Source organism: Natronorubrum halophilum (assembly GCF_003670115.1).
Lineage (GTDB): Archaea > Halobacteriota > Halobacteria > Halobacteriales > Natrialbaceae > Natronorubrum > Natronorubrum halophilum.
This window is the reverse complement of record NZ_QQTY01000002.1, coordinates 128,213-145,404: the sequence shown is the minus strand read 5'-3', so window position 1 is coordinate 145,404 and position 17,192 is coordinate 128,213. Positions and strand designations below refer to the sequence as shown.

Annotated in this window: 17 protein-coding genes and 1 pseudogene; 5 read left to right on the top strand and 13 right to left on the bottom strand. The window is 65.6% G+C overall.

Going from position 1 to position 17,192, the window contains the following annotated elements:
- Window positions 1-107: 107 nt before the first annotated feature.
- The 3 genes from purS to DWB23_RS06790 all read right to left on the bottom strand — a co-directional run bounded on the left by purS (window position 108) and on the right by DWB23_RS06790 (window position 3,525).
- Entirely contained in the window at window positions 108-359 is a 252-nt protein-coding gene (gene purS, locus DWB23_RS06800; RefSeq protein WP_121743031.1) for a phosphoribosylformylglycinamidine synthase subunit PurS, read from the bottom strand.
- Window positions 360-427: 68 nt separating this feature from the next.
- Window positions 428-1,681, bottom strand: a complete 1,254-nt coding sequence (locus tag DWB23_RS06795; RefSeq protein WP_121742081.1) for an FAD/NAD(P)-binding protein — start codon at window positions 1,679-1,681, stop codon at window positions 428-430.
- Between the two features lie 131 nt (window positions 1,682-1,812).
- Window positions 1,813-3,525, bottom strand: coding sequence for a nucleoside recognition domain-containing protein (locus DWB23_RS06790; protein ID WP_121742080.1), 1,713 nt, complete (start codon window positions 3,523-3,525; stop codon window positions 1,813-1,815).
- Between the two features lie 162 nt (window positions 3,526-3,687).
- Between DWB23_RS06790 and DWB23_RS23425 the strand changes: the two are divergent.
- A pseudogene (locus DWB23_RS23425) lies at window positions 3,688-3,840 on the top strand (GTP-binding protein); the annotation flags it as partial.
- A gap of 147 nt (window positions 3,841-3,987) precedes the next feature.
- Entirely contained in the window at window positions 3,988-4,203 is a 216-nt protein-coding gene (locus tag DWB23_RS06780; RefSeq protein WP_121742078.1) for a DUF7511 domain-containing protein, read from the top strand.
- Window positions 4,204-4,337: 134 nt separating this feature from the next.
- On the opposite strand, the gene DWB23_RS06775 is transcribed toward DWB23_RS06780, so the two are convergent.
- Entirely contained in the window at window positions 4,338-5,666 is a 1,329-nt protein-coding gene (locus tag DWB23_RS06775) for an NAD(P)/FAD-dependent oxidoreductase (RefSeq protein ID WP_121742077.1), read from the bottom strand.
- A 185-nt stretch (window positions 5,667-5,851) separates the two neighbouring features.
- On the opposite strand from DWB23_RS06775, the gene DWB23_RS06770 reads away from it, so the two are divergent.
- On the top strand, window positions 5,852-6,802 hold the full coding sequence (locus DWB23_RS06770; protein WP_121742076.1) for a formyltetrahydrofolate deformylase: 951 nt from the start codon (window positions 5,852-5,854) through the stop codon (window positions 6,800-6,802).
- 14 nt (window positions 6,803-6,816) lie between these two features.
- On the opposite strand, the gene DWB23_RS22925 is transcribed toward DWB23_RS06770, so the two are convergent.
- Entirely contained in the window at window positions 6,817-6,987 is a 171-nt protein-coding gene (locus DWB23_RS22925; RefSeq protein WP_162989767.1) for a DUF7576 family protein, read from the bottom strand.
- A 246-nt stretch (window positions 6,988-7,233) separates the two neighbouring features.
- On the opposite strand from DWB23_RS22925, the gene DWB23_RS06765 reads away from it, so the two are divergent.
- A complete protein-coding gene (locus tag DWB23_RS06765; RefSeq protein WP_121742075.1) occupies window positions 7,234-8,541 on the top strand; it encodes an acetamidase/formamidase family protein in 1,308 nt (435 codons plus the stop codon).
- Between the two features lie 26 nt (window positions 8,542-8,567).
- Here the strand turns inward: DWB23_RS06765 and DWB23_RS06760 are convergent, their stop codons facing one another.
- The 4 genes from DWB23_RS06760 to DWB23_RS06745 form a co-directional block, all read right to left on the bottom strand.
- Complete coding sequence (locus DWB23_RS06760) at window positions 8,568-8,846, bottom strand: hypothetical protein (RefSeq protein WP_121742074.1); 279 nt, start codon at window positions 8,844-8,846, stop codon at window positions 8,568-8,570.
- Window positions 8,843-9,163: a MoaD/ThiS family protein gene (locus DWB23_RS06755; RefSeq protein ID WP_121742073.1), complete on the bottom strand. Its 321-nt coding sequence runs from the start codon at window positions 9,161-9,163 to the stop codon at window positions 8,843-8,845. The genes DWB23_RS06760 and DWB23_RS06755 overlap by 4 nt, the downstream gene beginning before the upstream one ends.
- Before the next feature lie 147 nt (window positions 9,164-9,310).
- Window positions 9,311-9,520 (bottom strand): hypothetical protein, encoded by a 210-nt coding sequence (locus tag DWB23_RS06750; RefSeq protein WP_121742072.1) that lies wholly within the window; start codon window positions 9,518-9,520, stop codon window positions 9,311-9,313.
- Window positions 9,521-9,778: 258 nt separating this feature from the next.
- On the bottom strand, window positions 9,779-10,840 hold the full coding sequence (locus tag DWB23_RS06745) for a phosphoribosylaminoimidazolesuccinocarboxamide synthase (protein WP_121742071.1): 1,062 nt from the start codon (window positions 10,838-10,840) through the stop codon (window positions 9,779-9,781).
- Between the two features lie 323 nt (window positions 10,841-11,163).
- Here DWB23_RS06745 and cofH point away from each other — a divergent pair, with 323 nt between their 5' ends.
- Complete coding sequence (cofH, locus tag DWB23_RS06740; RefSeq protein ID WP_121742070.1) at window positions 11,164-12,546, top strand: 7,8-didemethyl-8-hydroxy-5-deazariboflavin synthase subunit CofH; 1,383 nt, start codon at window positions 11,164-11,166, stop codon at window positions 12,544-12,546.
- Between the two features lie 189 nt (window positions 12,547-12,735).
- Here the strand turns inward: cofH and cofG are convergent, their stop codons facing one another.
- From cofG to DWB23_RS06720, 4 genes are all read right to left on the bottom strand, one after another.
- Window positions 12,736-13,947 carry a 7,8-didemethyl-8-hydroxy-5-deazariboflavin synthase subunit CofG gene (gene cofG, locus DWB23_RS06735; RefSeq protein ID WP_121742069.1) on the bottom strand — a complete coding sequence of 404 codons (1,212 nt, stop codon included), beginning with the start codon at window positions 13,945-13,947 and terminating at the stop codon, window positions 12,736-12,738.
- Window positions 13,948-13,981: 34 nt separating this feature from the next.
- The gene (gene cofC, locus DWB23_RS06730; protein WP_121742068.1) at window positions 13,982-14,671 is read right to left on the bottom strand and encodes a 2-phospho-L-lactate guanylyltransferase; all 690 of its coding nucleotides are present in this window, start codon (window positions 14,669-14,671) and stop codon (window positions 13,982-13,984) included.
- A 162-nt stretch (window positions 14,672-14,833) separates the two neighbouring features.
- The gene (locus DWB23_RS06725) at window positions 14,834-16,012 is read right to left on the bottom strand and encodes a tubulin/FtsZ family protein (protein ID WP_121742067.1); all 1,179 of its coding nucleotides are present in this window, start codon (window positions 16,010-16,012) and stop codon (window positions 14,834-14,836) included.
- 256 nt (window positions 16,013-16,268) lie between these two features.
- The gene (locus DWB23_RS06720) at window positions 16,269-17,189 is read right to left on the bottom strand and encodes a complex I NDUFA9 subunit family protein (RefSeq protein WP_121742066.1); all 921 of its coding nucleotides are present in this window, start codon (window positions 17,187-17,189) and stop codon (window positions 16,269-16,271) included.
- Window positions 17,190-17,192: the final 3 nt, after the last annotated feature.

The following is a 17,192-nucleotide window of genomic DNA, read 5'->3' as shown; positions in this document are numbered from 1 at the left end:
ATCAGGGAGCGGGAGGCGACCAACGGGAGCGAGAGCGACCGTGGTCACGGACGCCACCCCGCCGGGATACGACCGGAGGTCTCGGTCGGTGTAATGACGACGGACATCTACCGTTCGTCGACCTCCACGTCGTAGTCGTGGATGGTCGGGTTCGCCAGCAGCCGTTCGGCCATCTCGCTCGCGCGCTCGCTCGCGGCGTCGGTCGACTCGGCTTCGAGGTCGATGTCGAAGCGGTCGGCCGAGCGAAGATCCTCGAGTTCGAAGCCCAGACGCGCCAGAGCCTGCTGGGTGGTCTCGGCCTCGGGATCGAGGACGCCGTGTTTGAGTCGGACGGTCACCGTCGCGGTGTAGGCGGTCATCACCTGATACCCCGTAACCGTGCTCAAAAACGCTTTCGCCTTGACTCCGTGATACACGTTCGTGGATACTACCGGCGTCGGCAAGCGACCGAGGGGGCTCGGCGTCGCTCGAGCGCTCGCGCGATCCGATCGGCCGCTCGTCGCGCACCGACGACGTTGCCTGCGAACGGCCCGACGGTACCGGCTGCGAGCGCACCCGAGACGAACACCGGCGAATCGCCGCCGCCCGACTCTCGCCACGCGAGCGTCTCGTCGTCGAGCACCGGCATGCCGCGGTAGCCGCGCTCGAGGTCGAGTTCGTCGGCGACGCTCTCGACGAACGGATGATCGAAAGCGGGTGCGAAGCCCGTCGCCAGAACGGGACGCTCGGCCGAGAGACAACCGCCGTCCTCGAGCAGGAGGCGAACCCGACCGTCGACCTCGCGGGCGGAGCGAACGTCGCCGTTTCGGATCGATAGCCGCCCCTCGTCGGCGGCCGTCTCGAGGCGCTCGAGGAGCAGCGGCGGAACCGTAGCGTCGTTGCGCGCCTCGCGAACGGTTTCGACTCGCGCTCGCGATCCGGGAGGATGGCGGTGTAACCGACGTTCGATGTGGTTCCAGTTGATCCAGCGCGGGTTAGCCTCGACGGTCGCCTCCTCGAGAGCGTGTCTCGAACAGAGCGTCACCGGCTCGCGATCCCGCTCGGCGAGACAGGTTGCGAGCTGGACGGCCGTGATCCCGCCGACGACGACGAGCGTGTCGTCGGCTCGCGTCTCGGGGTCGAATCCGTCCCAGACGTGGGTGATCGAATCGACGCCCTCGGCCCAGTCGGGGTACCGATAGCGGCCGCCGTGGCCGATCGCCAGCACGCAGGATCGGGTCCGAATCCGCGGCGTGTGCAGCTCCCTCGATCCGTCGCCGCCGTCCGCCAACTCGAGGACGAGCGTCCCATCTTCCGTGATCGGCCGTCGAATCGACTCGACGGCCGCCCGTCGATGGAGCCCGGGAAGGTCGTTGCGATCGATCACGTAGTTCGCATAATTGAGGAACAACGACAGCGTCGGCCGCGACGGATAGTCCGGCGTCGATCGGAGCTCGTCCGCTCGGTTCCGTCCCTCGGCGAAACTCTCGAGTCCGAACGGCTCGGTTCCGACGTGGTGGACGAACATCGATCGTAGTTCGTCCATCTCGCAGGCAGCAGCCTTCCGGCGGAACGACTCCAGCAGCCGCTCGTGCGGGTCGACGATCAGGAGGTTCTCGCGCTCGAGGTCGGTATCCTCGAGCAGTCGCTGAGAGAGGTACGTCCCGTGGATACCACCGCCGACGATAACGCAGTCGTACATCGAGGCCGAGTACACAGTATTATTATTTTATGAATTCGTATTATTAACTTCTATTAGTGTATGTGAGTTGGTTCGTAATTAAAGGGCGATGGCGATCCGCATCGGAAACTCGAGCGCTCCGTTGGAGACCGTCAGAACAGCAGCCGACCGACCCAGGCGATCACGAGCGCGAACCCACTCGCCGCGGCGGCCTGACGGACGAGCATCGCCGCGACGAACCGAGTCGAGACCTCCCGGGCGATCGTGATCGCGGTGACGAGACAAGGCAGTAAGACGCCGGCCAGATAGACGGCGACCAGTACCTCGACCGGTGAGAGGGCGGCGACGCCCGTCGAATCCGCGGTGAGGAGCGCGATACCGTCCTTGCGGACCGCCGCGAGAACGACCGGGAGCGCCGCCTCCGCCGGAAGGGCGAAGGCGGCCATCGCCGGCCCGAGGACGGTTCCGAAACGCTCGAGCGCGCCCGCGTAGTCGAGCAGCGCGGCGGCGACGCAGAGACCGGCGAAGACGGGAAGCGCGGTCGCGACGAAACTCGCGAGCGACCGCCGCGCCTCCCGCAAGATCGCAGCGGGCCGCGGCCACTCGAGGAACGTGCGACGATCGACGGCGAGACCGGCAGCTCTGGCTTCGGCCGGCGCGATCAGTCGAACGTAGATCAGCGTCGTCGCCACGAGAATCGCGAGATAGGGGCCGACGAGCCAGGGCATTCCGACGGCGGCGAAGACGGCGAGGGTAGCGGGGAACTGGTAGGAACACGCCGAGCCGAAGGAGATCGCGGAGATCGTCGTACAGCGGGTACAGTCCGAACAGCCGCGGGTGCTCGTCACCGCGGGGACGTTACAGCCGAAGCCCATGACGACCCGCACGAGGTCCCGACCGGTGAGTCCGACGCGGCGCATGACCGGATGCAACGCGGTCGTGACCCGCATCGTGAGGCCGCTCGCCGAATAGGCCCCCATAACGAGCGCGAAGATGAGCATCGTCGGCAGCGCCCAGACGAACAGGAACGGCCCCATCGAAAGCAGACCGTAGTCGCCAGCCAGGACGGCCGCGAGCGGCCCCGGAAGCGTTTCAGCCAGGCCGATCAGGGGCTCGAGTGCGCCGCCCACGAGCGGATCGAGTTCACCCGCGACGGTGTTCGCGAACCAGACGGCGATGGCCGCAGGGAGCACGAGGAGACACGCGCTCGCAACGGGGCCGAGGTACGGCCGTTCGAAGGTCCGTTCGGGCGGTTCGATCCGCCAGCCGGCCTGCACCGCGGTCTCGCCGGGGAGTTCGCCCGCGTGCTGAATCGCTGCGAGAACTCCCCGCCCGTCGGCTGCTGGCGCGGGATGGGCAGCCGTCACGGCGCCGTCCGGGTCGGTGCGCTGACGGCCGCCTTGGACGCCGCCGTCCCCCGCGACGCGAGTGAGGGTTCGCGCGTCGACGGGCACGACGGGGACGCCGGGGTCGGCCTCGAGATCGGCGATTACCCCCCGAGACGCATCGACGGCGGTCACTCGGTCCCAGTGCGTGACGATCACCGCACCCGTTCGACCCCGAACGAGGGGCAGGAGGTCGGCGAGGTCCCGATCGAGGTCCGTCGCCGGCACGACGAGCACGACGGTCTCCACGCGCTCGAGACGACCGAGGGCCTCGCGAGTGGTCCTGGTGTCCGCCTCGAGCGTGATGCCGGGCGTGTCGACCACCTCGAGATCGTCGGTCCGGTAGCGCTCGCTGGTGATCGTCGAGCCGGCGACGTTTTCGCTCGTCGGGGCCGCGCCGGTAAGCCCGGTCGCGATCGCCGACTTGCCGACGCTCTCTTTGCCGATCAGGACGACGCGTTCGCGATCCCCCTCGGTCATTCAGTACGAGTCCCCGCTGCCGGTCGATTATCAGCCGACGCTACCGGACCATCGCTCCGCGACAATCGGTACATACTCGTCCGCATCTCACGCCGCCGAGTTAACAATTCTTCTATCTAAAATGATAACTTCTATCAGGAGAGATGTGGAGTTGTTAACCGAATGGCCGACAACTCGATCCCCGTCACGGTGCTGTCCGGAATCCTCGGTGCCAGCAAGACAACCGTCCTCGATCACTTGCTTCGCGAGAGCGCGTCGCGCAACCTGGCCGCTCTCGTCAACGACATGGGTTCGGTGAACGTCGACGCCGAACTCGAGGGCGACTGGACGACGTTCGACGACCGCTTCCCGACGTTCGAGCCGCCCGAACTCGAGGGCGGCTCCGACGGAGACGGGAAAACGGAGATAGACGGCAAGCACGACCGCACGGCGGAACTCGGCATTGCGGACTGAGACACCACGATGACCGACGGAGATTCCGACACCGAACCGACGCCGGCAACCGGGCCACAGCCGGCGAACGGCGACATCTCGCCGTGTTTCCGGGCGTACATCGTGCGAAACGACCACCGTCCGAACGTCTGTACGATCTACTCGGACGCGACCGTCGGTTCCATCGAAACGACGTGGATCAAAGCGACCGGCTCGGCGTTCGTCTCCCTCGAGGACGCCCGATAACCGAGTCACGGTCGACGATATAACCGAGACACGGTCGGCGATCGGTCCGTCCGTTGCGTCGTCGAGCGACCGACCTCGGCCGGGCGCGCTCGGCCGTGATTCCGTTTCCGTCCTCCCAAAACACTATCCGCTTCTCAGCAGTCGCAGTACTCCGGCTCACAGCACTCGAGGTCCTCGAGAAGCATCCGTATCTCGCGGTAGGCCTCGAGCGGTTCGGTATCGACCCCGAGTTCGTCACCGATAGTTTCGGCGACCACGGCGAAGCGCTGGCGGAACTTGTAAATGAAGCAAAACTGCTGGCCGTTGTGAGCGACCTGCGGGCCGACGAGGAACAGTCCTGCCGTCTCGGTCGATTCGTCGCGCTCGGTCAGGTCGGGACCACCGCTCTCGTCGACCCCAAACAGGTCCTCGACGAGCGTGAGACTGCCCTCGAATCCGGTCGCGAGCACCGGTGGCGTTCGCGCGTGAAACCGGTCGCCGTCGGCGGTAACCGCGGCGTAGTCCGCCTCGTCGGCCCCGTCCGCGTCCGGTCGCTCGCGTTCGATTCGGTCGACGCGCACCTCGGCGACGAGGTCGAGCGGCTGCCCGTCAGCGAGCGCCGCCTCGAGGCGTTCGTTCGTCCGCGGCGACAGGACCTCGCTGGGATCGGGGCTGCGGTACTGCCACGTTCCATCGGTGTCGAGGACGGTCACCGAGAGTCCGGCCTCGGCCAGTCCGAGCGCCGCGTCGATGCCGCTCTCCGCGCCGCCGATCACGACGACGTCGTCCGTGGCGGGGGCGGCGACACCGGCACCGTCGGCCGCGATTGACGGCGGTCTCGATCGCGGTGGATCGGTCGAACCCACCGTCTCAACGTCCGTATCGGCGGCCGAGACGGTCTCGCTGGCGTCGACCGAACACGACTCGGCGTGGCGCGCCCACGAGTCGACGGTCGACACGTGAACCGCGTGGGATGCGCCGGAAATCGATCCGTGCGAGGGGTACTGATACTGGCCGGCAGCCCAGACGACGTACCGGGCCTCGATCGTCCCCTCGTTCGTCTCGAGCGCGAACCCCGGAGTCGGTTCGTCGGCCTCGTCCGTCCGATCCGTTTCGTCCGCTGGCTCGGTTTCGGGGACGACGCGCTCGACGTCGACGCCCGTTTCGATCGGGAGGTCGTGAAACTCCGCGATCGCCTCGAGGTAGTCGGCGTACTGGTCGCCGGTCGGATGCTCGCAATCGAGCGCCAGCGCCGGCGAGGTGTCGAGCGTGATCGCGTTCAGGTCGCGCACGCCGAAGGCGTTCGCCGGAAACGACGGCGTCAGGAGCCGCATCTCCGCGGGCCACCGGCGAAACGAAGCACCGATCTGCTCGCGCTCGAGGACGGCGTACTCGACGTCGAGTTTCTCGAAGGCCACCGCGGTTCCGAGACCCGCGGGGCCGGCGCCGACGATCGCAACATCGAGCGCTGTCGGAAGCGTCATACAGTGATGGCGACGAGGCAGGCTTAATAAAATTTAGTTTTAGGTTGCTGATTTCTATTAAGAAGGTCGGAGATAGTAGCATTGTGCGATTCTCAAGAACATCCACAGAAAGCAGGACTTTTGACCGCCCGTGGACTGCAACCCGTAGTGATGGATTCCATTTCGCTCGAGCGGAGGTGGCTGCGATGACGACCGACGTGACCGAAATTACCGTGATCGGGGACGACGACACCGGGCTCATCGCCCGGGTGACGAGCCTGCTGTTCGAGCGCGGAATCAATATCGAGGATCTCGATCAGGCGGTTCGAGACGGCGTCTTCCGGATGTACCTCGCCGTCGACACCTCGGAGATGGTCTGTACCGAGGACACGCTCCGGGAGGACCTCAACGAACTCGGGGCCGACCTCGGACTCGACGTCCAGGTTCGGTTTCCCGCCGACCGCGAGAACCAGCACATCGCCGTGTTGGTCACGAAAGAGAGCCACTGCCTTGAGGCGCTGTTCGAGGCGTGGGCCAACGACGAACTCGGCGCGGACATCGGCGTCGTCATCGGCAACCACGACGACCTCCAGCCGCTGGCGGAGCACTACGACGTTCCCTTCCACGACATCGGCGACGACGGCGGGCAGCAAAACGAAGACGAACTGCTCGAGTTGCTCGGCGAGTACGACGTCGACCTGATCGTGCTGGCGCGGTACATGCGCATCCTCAGCCCGAACGTCGTCTTCCGTTACGAGGATCGGATCATCAACGTCCATCCCTCGCTGCTGCCGGCGTTCCCCGGCGCGGAGGCGTACCGACAGGCCGTCGAAGAAGGGGTGCGCGTCGCCGGCGTTACCGCCCACTACGTCACGACCGATCTCGATCAGGGACCGATCATCACCCAGCGAGCCTTCGACGTGCCCGACGACGCCGACCTCGACGAGATGAAACACCGCGGGCAGCCGCTGGAAGCCGACGCCCTGCTCGAGGGGGTCAAACTACACCTCAACGGCGACGTCTCGGTCCACCGCGGTCGAACGTCGGTCCGCGAGAACGGGACCGACTACCAGCTCGGACTGCCCGACGAGGTCGACGAGTTTACGCCGGACCGACCGGTCGACGGGATCGGAAGCGTCGTCGCGAACGATCGGTAGCCGGACTCGAGTTCTCAACTGCGACTCGCCGAGTCCCAGTTCTCGAGGCACTCGTCGGTACAAAAGTACAGATACGACGCCTGTCCGTCCTCGAGAGCGGTCACGACACGGTGTTCGGAAGACGGTGCGACAGGCTCGCCACACTGGTGGCACTCGGGTGGATCTTCGTCCGTCGAATCAGCCATTACCGAAGTGAAGGGACAAGACTTACTTGAACGAACCTATTGCGGCGGAATCAGCCACGGGTCGGGGAATGGGGACGGTCAGCGCCTGCAGAATCGAAACCAGCGACTCGGCGAGCGTCTCGAGGTCGGCTTTGGGGTCGGGCGTTCGGATTCAATGCCCAAAGCGGACCGGTGTTGAGACTCGAGGGAGTGCTCGATTTCGGGGACAGTAGGCTTATCGACGCCGACGCCATAGCTTGGTGTGTCATGTCACAACAAGAGGTGCAACAGGAGTTGTACGTCGACCGGTACACCCTCGGCCTCGTCGGCCCGGATCAGGAGTGGGCGGGAACCGTCGCGGACGGCGGCACGATCGAGACGTACACGCCGCCGGGCTGCTGGGGACCGATGATCACGCCGGAGTTCCGCGGCGGTCACGAGGTCACCCGGCCGATTCGCGTCGAAGGAGCCTCGGTCGGCGACGCCGTCGCCCTCCGCATTCGAGCTGTCGAGGTAACGAGCATGGCGACGAGTACGGGCTCGATGGCCGAGCGGGAGGGGGCCTTCGGCGACGATCCGTTCGTCGATCACCGCTGCCCCGAATGCGGCACTACCTGGCCCGAGACGATCGTCGAGGGAACGGGCGAGGAATCGATCAGGTGCGCCGAGTGCGGCGCGAACGCCTCCGCCTTCGGTTTCGAGTACGGTTACACCGTCGCGTTCGACGACGATCACACCGTCGGGATCACGGTAGACGAGGATGGCGCACACGAACTCGCGGAAGACGCCGACGAGGCGCTGGACATCCCCGAGAACTCGCGCCAGCACCCGATCCTGCTCTACGAACCCGGCGAGATGCCGGGAACGCTCGGCCGCCTGCGCCCGTTCGTCGGAAACGTCGGGACGACGCCGCCGGTGACGTTGCCCGACTCGCACAACGCCGGCGACTTCGGCCAGTTCCTCATCGGCGCGGACCACGACTACGGCATCGAGTCCGAGGACGAACTCGAGGACCGAACGGACGGCCACATGGACATCCCGCAGGTCCGGGCGGGCGCGACGCTCATCTGTCCCGTCAAGGTCGACGGGGCCGGTGTCTACGTCGGCGACCTACACGCCAATCAGGGCGACGGCGAACTCTCCCTGCACACGACCGACGTCAGCGGCACCGTCACGATGGACGTCGAGGTCATCGAGGGCCTCGAACTCGACGGGCCGCTTCTCCTGCCCAACGAGGAGGACCTGCCGTTCATCAGCAAACCCTACAGCGACGAGGAGCGCGAGGCCGGCCGCGAACTCGGCGCGCGACACGGCGTCGACGTCGAGGACGACATGGGACCGATTCAGGTCGTCGGCTCCGGGGCGACGGTCAACGACGCCACGCAGAACGCCTTCGATCGGGCGACCGACCTCCTCGAGATGGGCGAAGGCGAGGTCCGCTCGCGGTGTACGTTCACCGGCGGCGTCCAGATCGGGCGGCTCCCCGGCGTCGTGCAACTCGACCTGCTCGCGCCGATGGACGTCCTCGAGGAGCGCGGCCTCGCCCACCTAGTCCGCGAGCAGTACGGCCTGTGAACGCCGAACCGAGGATAGAGAGACCGCTACTCGGACGTTAGCGCCGCCGCGATAGACTCGAGTTCCGCCTTCCGGAAGGGGCTGCCAGTCTCGTCCGGATCGTCGTCGTCCCTGTCGCCGATCTTCCAGAGGATACCGGCCCGCATCTGCGGTTTGGAGGGAAGGCTGTTCGCGTCGATATCGTAGTCGACGGCCTCACAGATGGCGGCGAGAGCCTCCTTGGTGAAGGCGGTCGATTCGACGCGTTCGTACCTCCCCACGGCCTCTCGGATCTCGTTTCGGAGGTCGTCAACCGTCCGTGTCATAGGACTACTGACGAATGGATCCGTTGTGTATATTTCGATCGCTCGAGCGGCCAGTCCCGAGAACCGCCCTGAACGGCCGGAACCAGCGACAGCGACGCGCCGTCCGGAATCGGGTCCTCGAGCGCCGCACGTTCACCATCGATCGACGCCCTGACGCTCGAGCGCACCTCGTCGCCGTCGTAGAGCTGCGGAGTCGCTCGCGGGTACGCGTCGACGAACGCCTCGAGGGCGTCCGCGACGGTTGTTCCCGTGAACTCGATCGAGACCGTCTTCTCGCCGGTCGCGCTTCGCAACGGACCGTACACTGTCACGTCCATCTCTCTGCTCGAGAGTGGGGCCGGACGGACAAATAGCCGCTCGCTTCGCGGGGTCGAAGTGGCCGCATCGTCGGTTCGTTCGATCGCGCTCCGGACGTCATCGTTACTCTGGGCGTGCCATCGGCTCGAAGAAACGATAGCCGGAGATCAGTCGTCGCTCGGCGCGGCGGTACCGCCGGACGACGTGGACGTTGCACTCAGCTCGTCGGCCCACGAGGTGGAGACGAGGGGTGCAACGGCCAGAAAGACCATCGCGAGGACGAACAGCGCCAACATGAGGCCCGCGACGGCGGTGATACCGACGGTGGGACTGAACAGAACGATGCTTTCGCCGATTCCACTGGGAACGAGAGTCATTTTCGCTCACTCGGGTGTTTCCCATCCCCCCATATGAGGGTTACTTTGTCGGCCAACGGGTGTGAAACGATACCGAAGGGCACGAGCTACCGGAAGCAGTAGTACAGCCGACAGTTCGGGCGGGAGACGTCCAACAGCAGACCTCGCTCCCGGACGATGGGGGAACCGACAGAACGCGCGGTGCTGACGAGAGACGATGGTCGCGACGCGCGGCGGCGAGCGCGAAGCCCGGACGGCGGTCAACGAGCGGCTACAGGTCTAAAGGCGTTGGACCGCACCGATCGCGCTCGAGAGCGGCGGCGCGTCGAACACCTCGCGGCCGATGTAGGCGTTGGTTCCGGCGCAGTACAGATCGCGGGCAGTGTCGACGACGCCGTCATCGAGCGGTTCGGGCGCTTCCTCGCAGAGCGATTTCCAGTCGGCGACGCCCTCCCGTTTCGCCTCGGCTTTGGCGGCTTCGACTGCCTGAACCCACTCCGGCTGGGTACGCTTGTGGTACTGGCGCAGCACCTCCTTCGAAAGCTGGATGCCCTCGTAGCTAAAGCGATTCTCGTCGAACGTGCCGACGACGTCGGCCACGCGGATCTCCCCGTTCGCGGACCCGCCGGCCCGCTCACCATCGGCGGTCGCCGCACCGAAGTACAGACACTCGATTTTGCCGTCCTCGTGCGTGAGTCCGGCTGATTCCGCCCGTTCGGTGACGATCCGGTTGACCTCGAGCGCGACCGACTCGAGGTCGTCGATGCTCGCCTCGCCCGCGATGTAATCGGCCTCCTCGCGGTCGAGTTGTCGGTCGCCCTCCTCGTACTTCGTCGTGAATTCGACGATTGGCTCCGCGAGGTCGACGGCCTCCTCGGGCCACTCTTCGAACTCGAGTCCGTGGTCCGCGGGCTCGGTCCGGCGGCGGAGACTCGAGCCGACCGGCACGCGATTGCGGAAGACGACCTCGAGCGGGATCAGGTAGTTCTCGCCGGCCGCGTCGTGGTAGTGGTCGTAGTCGTACTCCCGACCCTCGTTCGGCAGGTCGGGAACCTGCGTGAGGTCGATGGCCATCTCGTCCGGCGGACGCGAGGTGTCCTCGAGCGGGACGACGTCGCCGTCATCGACAACACCGCGGTAGTGGGTGGGGACGCCCTCGGACTCGAGCAGTTCGAAGTTGTACGCGCCCATCGTACAGAGGCTCGCGCCCTTCTCGGGGATCTGGTCGGGCATCTGGCCCCAGTCGAACACCGAGTAGGCGTCGGTGAAGACGAACGAGCCTCGGCCGAGGCTGTCGTCGGTCGCTTCCTCCTCGATTCGGAATCCTTTGACGCTCGTCATCAGAGCCACCCCGGAACGGATCCGCTGCCGCAGTTCATACCCCAGTTGGCGTGGTCGGACCGTAAGAAGGTTTCAGTATCGGAACGGTCGTCGGGGACGAATTATTGATCCGTCGAGGCGGCCGTTTCGATCGGTGTGACGCGCCGAACGGCCCCCACAGCGGTCACGAGACAGTGAGAACTGAAACTAGTTACACCCATCGCACGACAACTGCGCGAATCGGGCGTGCAGTGGCGTTCGGTGACGACGATAGATGTACGGCGCGGACGAGCCGAACAAACGATCCATCACCCTTTTCTCGCTGTACTGATATTGATACGCCGATGGAGCGACCGGTGACCGAGGCAGACCTGACGTTCGAACACGTTCCCGAGACCGACCAGTCGTTCGAGAACGCACTCGAAAACGCGCGCGCCGGCGACCGGCTCACGGTCGACGACGCCATCGAGTTACTCACGACGGGAACGTCCACCGAGGGCATCGACTGTCGGCGCAAGGAGCGGGTGCTCGAGGCTGCCGACCGGCGACGGGCCGACGTCGTCGGCGAGGAGATCACGTTCGTCGCGAACCTGAACAACAACGTCACGACGGCCTGCAACGTGGGCTGTCTCTTCTGTAACTTCAAGGACGCCGCACACACGTTCGAACGCGACGCCGAGGTGGAGACCGCCGGCTTCACGAAGACGCCCGCGGAGTCCCGCGAAATCGTCGCGGACGCCGTCGATCGAGGCATCTACGAGGTGACCTCGGTCTCCGGACTGCACCCGGCCTTCGCGCTCGACGCGGAACACCGCGAGATCCTCGAGGCCCATTCCGACCCGAAGGTGGTCAACTACAAACCGCCCGAACGCTACGAGACCAGCCCCGGAACCTACACGGACCAGATATCCGCGATGAGCGTCGACGGCGTTCACGTCCACTCGATGACGCCCGAAGAGGGCTACCACGCTCGTCGCGGCACCGACTGGTCCTACGAGGAGGTCTACGGCCGCCTCAAGGACGCCGGCCTCGATACGGTTCCCGGAACCGCCGCCGAGATCCTCGTCGACGAGGTCCGGGACGTCATCTGCCCCGGCAAGATTCGAACCGACGACTGGCTCGAGGCGATGGAGGGCGCTGCAAGCGCCGGCCTCGGATTGACGGCGACGATCATGTACGGCCACGTCGACAACGAGGCCCACCGCGCGATGCACCTGAAACGCGTTCGCGACCTCCAGGAGCGCGTCGACGGCGCGATCACGGAGTTCGTCCCCCTCTCTTTCGTCCACCAGAACACGCCGCTGTTCGAACACGACGTCGTCTCCGGCGGCGCGAGCACGGACGAGGACGAACTCATGATCGCCGTGTCCCGACTCTTTCTCGACAATATCGACCACGTGCAGTCCTCGTGGGTCAAGTACGGCGACGAGCAGGGACTGAAAATGCTCAACTGCGGGGCCGACGACTACATGGGAACGATCCTCTCCGAGGAGATCACGACGCGGGCGGGCGGGACCCACGGCGAGTTCCGCTCCTTCGAGGACTACGTCGAGATGATCACCTCGATCGGCCGCGTCCCGGTCGAGCGCTCGACCGACTACGAGACTCGTCGCGTCATCGATCCCGACGAGCCGTCCTTCGGTCCGCGACTCGGCCCGAAGGCCGACGGCACGCCGCTGCTCGACGCTGCCGAGCGCGAGGAGCGAGCGGTGACGGCCGACGACTGATCGAGAACGGCTTCTCGAGTACTCCCGATACCCGACTGCTCGTGCTCCGGGCCTATCCGATCCACGTCGCAGCAGTGAGAGTCCGTCTCGAGAAGGACCGTACGTGCACTCGAAGAGAGTAGTTATCGCGGGGATCGACGGCCGTGGAGGAACCCGCCGCGCGAGTCGTCGCGATCCGCGAGAGAGCGATCAACGCGATACCGCGGTCGTCTCACTTCGAAGCACCGCCCGATACCGCTTCCCGGCCTCGTCATCGTCCTCGAGCGCCGCCCGAATCGTCGGTGAGATCCACTCGCGGTTCGCGTTCGGATCGCGGCCGCCGTTCGCTGCTTCCGCCCCACCGTCCGCACCCGCCGTTCCGTCGGCCGCCACGCCGTCGAACCCGTCCGTTCGCAGGTCGTCCGGCAGGAACCGCTCGTAGACCGGCAGCCGTTCGCCGAGCGGCAGGTCCGCGGAGGCGGCGATCTCCTCGAGTTCGCGAAGCGCGGGCCACGTGTAGTCGGGATTGATGTGGTCGTCCGTGATCGGCGAGACGCCGCCGAGATCGTCGACGCCGCAGTCGATCAGGTCGCGGGCGGGCGCGAGATTCGGCGGGACCTGCACGGAGATTTCCTCCGGCAGGGCGACCCGAGCCATCGCCGTCACCCGGCGCATCGTCTCGAGGTCGGGCGAGCCGTCCGACCAGCGCTCGTTGTTCATCACGGGCTGGACGATCACCTCCTGGATGTGATCGTAGCGCTCGTGCATCTCACGAATCGCGAGCAGGCTCTCCGCGCGGTCGCGCCACGTCTCGCCGATACCGACCAGAATACCGGTCGTAAAGGCGACGTCGAGTCGGCCCGCGTTCTCGAGGGTGCGCAGGCGCTGGCCCGGCTCTTTCCGCCGCGGGCCGGCGTGAGCGCCGACTTCGGCGGTCGTCTCGAGCATCACGCCCATGCTGGCGTTGACGTCCGCGACCGTTTCCATCTGCGCGATCGTCTGGTCGCCGGGATTGGCGTGGGGAAGGAGTCCTTCCTCGAGGGCGACCTCGCAGGCCTCGCGCAGGTAGGTGTGTATCGAGTCGTGACCCCACGCTTCGAGTTGCTCGTGGATCTCGGTGTAGCGCTCGTCGGGGTCGTCGCCGAACGTGAAGAGCGCCTCCGTACAGCCCGCGTCGGCCCCGCGCGCACAGATGTCGCGGACTTCCTCGAGCGAGAGCAGCGACGCGTTTCCCGGCGCGTCGAAGTAGGTACAGTAGGTACAGGTGTAGCGACACGCCGTCGTCAGCGGGACGAAGACGTTTCGCGAGAAGGTCAACGCCGGCGGCGCCTCGACGTCGTCGGGTGAGACCGTCAGGAGGTCGTCGGCCGCCGCGTCGTCGATCGAGATGTCGACACCGTACTCGCTCGCCCCGGGGAACATTACCTCAGAGTGGCGTCGCTCGACACATAAGACTTCACTTCGACCCGGAGCGATGCGTCGGCGACTCCTCGGATCGGACGACATCGACGCGCCCGCTCCGCGTGTCGAGTTCGAACCCGAATCTGCGGAGACAGGCCGGCGCGCGGGCGGTATCGTCGCCGTGAACGAGCACCTCGACGAGGTCCGCCGGCTCGTCGATATCGGTCGCCAGCCGGAAGGAGTCGGCCGTCTCGAGGCACAGCCCTTCCTCCCGGGCGATTTCGCAGTGGTCCAGATAGGACGCGCCGTGGTAGTCCACTCGAAACGCGGGGTGGCGGACGACGAGCGCGTTGGTACCACCGCTCCGGCCGGGTGCGATGGTAACGCCAGCGTCCTGCGAGACGAGGGCCTCGAGCGCGTCGGGCGTCGCGAGTGCGAGATCGGACATGACGACGGCTACGGCGTCGTCACCGCCGGCGCTCGGAAGCCGCGCGTTGACCGCCTCCGTCAACGACCGATCGTCGACGGTGACCGAAACCGACTCGAGAACGCGATCCGGAAGCGCGAGGTCGTCGAGATCGAGGGGGGCCGTCGACACGACCCGCGGCTCGTGGCCCGCCTCGACGACCGAACGCAGGACGTCCGCCAGCATGGCGCGAGCGAACGTCGATCGCTCTGGAGCGGCGAGGACGGACTCGAGCCGCGTCTTCGGGTCGGTCGCGGCGAACGGGACGACGACGCGCATCTACCGAGCGTAGTCCCGACGGCTCCAAAAACACGTCGAACTCGAACTATCCCCACCGATACCCGTCAACAACGCGTCGATACCGCCAGTCGCGTGACCGCCATCGTGCCCCCCGACACGAGTGCAGTCGCTGGCGCGTTCGAGCCGCGAAACGGTCTGAGCCTAGAACAGCGGCTCGAGTTCGTCCTCGTCGTCTTCGACGAGTTCTTCTAAGTTCTCTTCGCTTTCGTTCTGGATGTCGTCCATGTTATCCTGTGCCTCGATCGCGACCTGCTGGAGTCGCTTGATTCGCGGCACGTTCGTCACGCCCGAAAGCAAGATCGCTGCGGCGACCTCGGGCTCTCCGCGCGGGAAGTCGCCACCGCGGACTTCCATACTGCCGGTTTCCTCCTCGAGCCACTTGCGGCCGCGTTCGATGCCTTTCCGGTTGAGATACTCCGGCGGGCCGGAGAGGACGAGCAGGGCACGTTCGGTGCCTTCGATCTCACAGGGGAGCGTCAGCCGACCGAGTGCGGCCTTGCGGACGAGACTCGTAATACGATTCGTCGTGTTCGCGGCGTCCAGGCCGTCGTTACCGCCGTCGTTTCCGGTGAACCGCGAGAGCAGTCCACCGCTCGTATTCAGGTCGACTTCCTCGCTCGCAAAGCCGACCGTCGAGACGCCGCCACCCGAGAGGGTGTTGATGATCTCGGAGGAGTCGACGACGCTTTCGGCGACTTCCTGGCCCTCGCCGACTTCGCCGGCACCGAAGAGGATCCCGAATCGACGGACGATCTCCTCGTTGATCTGATCGTAGCCGCCTTCGACGGACTCGCCGGTCTGTCGCCACGAGTCGTTGTCAAAGACCAGCAGGTTGTCGACTTCGCGGACGAACGTCTGGAACGACCGCGCCGCGTTGAGGGTGTAAATGCCGCCCTCGTCCGTGCCCGGAAGCACGCCCAGTCCGTAGACGGGGATCGTATAGATCCGTTTGAGATGTTTCGCGAGAACGGGTGCACCACCCGATCCGGTCCCGCCGCCCATCCCGGAGACGACGAGGAACGCGTCGACCTCGTGGGTCGGAATCGCATCGATAGCGTTCTGGACCTCGTCGATGTCCTCCTCGGCGATTTCCGCGCCGAGTTCGTTGTCAGCACCCACGCCGTGGCCCTTCACGCGGGCCTGACCGATGAGTACGCGATTCTCCTGTGGAATATTCGTCAGGCCCATGAGGTCCGCTTTCGCGGAGTTGACGGCAATCGCCGCGCGGACGATCCCACTGCCCGTTCGATCGTCGTAATCGAGGAATCGATCGACAATCTTCCCACCAGCCTGTCCAAATCCGATCATCGCCAGCTTCATTATTTATCAGGGGGCTCCGTTGAATTGGTAACAGTGTTATCAAGGACATAAGTCTTTTGTTGAGATGAATGTCTTGTTAGCTTTCGTGTTCCCGAAAACCGGCTGCATGCGGCGGGTTTTTGAGGTCGAATCGGCTCGAGACGGAGTCCGCTAGCGACGGCGATACTATACTTTATATTAAATATTTGAGCCGATTCGCCCGGATTTGAACGAGTTTCGGGGCGGGCGGAGACGACGATGATGGCTCGAGCGCGCCTCAGACCGATTGTTGTCGCGACTCGGGTCGTCTCCGCGCCTCGAGTCCGAGATACGAACCGAGCGTCGTTAGCTCCTCCTCCGAGACGCCGAATGCGGTCACGTCATTGGTGACGACGGTGTTGTTTTGCTCCAGCGACCGGGCCTGGTCCGGCCCGAAGGGGACGAACGGGACGGGACCGACCGCCGTCAGCCCGAGTTTCGCCAGCGACATTGGAATCGAGACGATAGAGACCGACCGCCCCTCGGCCGCGTAGGCGAGTTCCGTCGCGTCCGCGAGGGTGACGATCTGCGGGCCGGCGATCTCGTAGATTTCGCCGACGTGTCTCCCGTCCTCGAGCGCATCCGCGAGCATCGGAACCAGATCGCCGACCCAGATCGGCTGGAACCGGGTCTCGCCGCCGCCCGGAAGCCCGGTCACGTACGGGGTCGTAAGCTGTTTGGTGAATTCGACGAACTCGCCGCCGTCGCCGAAGACCACGGAGGGACGGAAGATCGTCCACTCGAGGTGTGAGTCCGTAACGACGCCCTCGGCCTTGCCCTTGGCTCGGAGGAAGTCGGTCGGTCCGTTAGGATCCGCCCCGAGTCCGCTCATCTGGACGAATCGCTCGACGTCGCCGTCCTCGGCGGCCTGGACGAGGTTCGCCGTACCGCCGAGGTGGACGGTCTCGTGATCGGTGTCGCTCGGGGGCTGGTACAGCGGCGAGAGCGAGACGAGGTTGACGACGGCGTCGTGGCCCGCCACGATGGCGGCGATGGAGTCGTACGCGCTGACGTCGCCCATCGCACGGTCGACGCCGTCGGGAAGGTCGCTACCGCTCGGATCGCGGGACAATGCCGTCACCTCGTGGCCACGGTCGTGGAGTTTCGCACAGAGGTTCGTTCCGATAAAACCGGTACCGCCGGCGACGAGGACCTTCATACC

What these genes read in the sequence shown, in the direction of transcription:
- cofC (WP_121742068.1), bottom strand. Translation starts at nt 14,671, where the DNA reads ATGCGCGTCGTCGTCCCGTTCGCCGCGACCGACCCGAAGACGCGGCTC.
- DWB23_RS06770 (WP_121742076.1), top strand. Translation starts at nt 5,852, where the DNA reads ATGACGACCGACGTGACCGAAATTACCGTGATCGGGGACGACGACACC.
- DWB23_RS06765 (WP_121742075.1), top strand. Translation starts at nt 7,234, where the DNA reads ATGTCACAACAAGAGGTGCAACAGGAGTTGTACGTCGACCGGTACACC.
- purS (WP_121743031.1), bottom strand. Translation starts at nt 359, where the DNA reads ATGACCGCCTACACCGCGACGGTGACCGTCCGACTCAAACACGGCGTC.
- cofG (WP_121742069.1), bottom strand. Translation starts at nt 13,947, where the DNA reads ATGTTCCCCGGGGCGAGCGAGTACGGTGTCGACATCTCGATCGACGAC.
- DWB23_RS06755 (WP_121742073.1), bottom strand. Translation starts at nt 9,163, where the DNA reads ATGGACGTGACAGTGTACGGTCCGTTGCGAAGCGCGACCGGCGAGAAG.
- DWB23_RS06745 (WP_121742071.1), bottom strand. Translation starts at nt 10,840, where the DNA reads ATGACGAGCGTCAAAGGATTCCGAATCGAGGAGGAAGCGACCGACGAC.
- DWB23_RS06750 (WP_121742072.1), bottom strand. Translation starts at nt 9,520, where the DNA reads ATGACTCTCGTTCCCAGTGGAATCGGCGAAAGCATCGTTCTGTTCAGT.
- cofH (WP_121742070.1), top strand. Translation starts at nt 11,164, where the DNA reads ATGGAGCGACCGGTGACCGAGGCAGACCTGACGTTCGAACACGTTCCC.
- DWB23_RS06760 (WP_121742074.1), bottom strand. Translation starts at nt 8,846, where the DNA reads ATGACACGGACGGTTGACGACCTCCGAAACGAGATCCGAGAGGCCGTG.
- DWB23_RS06775 (WP_121742077.1), bottom strand. Translation starts at nt 5,666, where the DNA reads ATGACGCTTCCGACAGCGCTCGATGTTGCGATCGTCGGCGCCGGCCCC.
- DWB23_RS06780 (WP_121742078.1), top strand. Translation starts at nt 3,988, where the DNA reads ATGACCGACGGAGATTCCGACACCGAACCGACGCCGGCAACCGGGCCA.
- DWB23_RS06720 (WP_121742066.1), bottom strand. Translation starts at nt 17,189, where the DNA reads ATGAAGGTCCTCGTCGCCGGCGGTACCGGTTTTATCGGAACGAACCTC.
- DWB23_RS06795 (WP_121742081.1), bottom strand. Translation starts at nt 1,681, where the DNA reads ATGTACGACTGCGTTATCGTCGGCGGTGGTATCCACGGGACGTACCTC.
- DWB23_RS06790 (WP_121742080.1), bottom strand. Translation starts at nt 3,525, where the DNA reads ATGACCGAGGGGGATCGCGAACGCGTCGTCCTGATCGGCAAAGAGAGC.
- DWB23_RS06725 (WP_121742067.1), bottom strand. Translation starts at nt 16,012, where the DNA reads ATGAAGCTGGCGATGATCGGATTTGGACAGGCTGGTGGGAAGATTGTC.
- DWB23_RS22925 (WP_162989767.1), bottom strand. Translation starts at nt 6,987, where the DNA reads ATGGCTGATTCGACGGACGAAGATCCACCCGAGTGCCACCAGTGTGGC.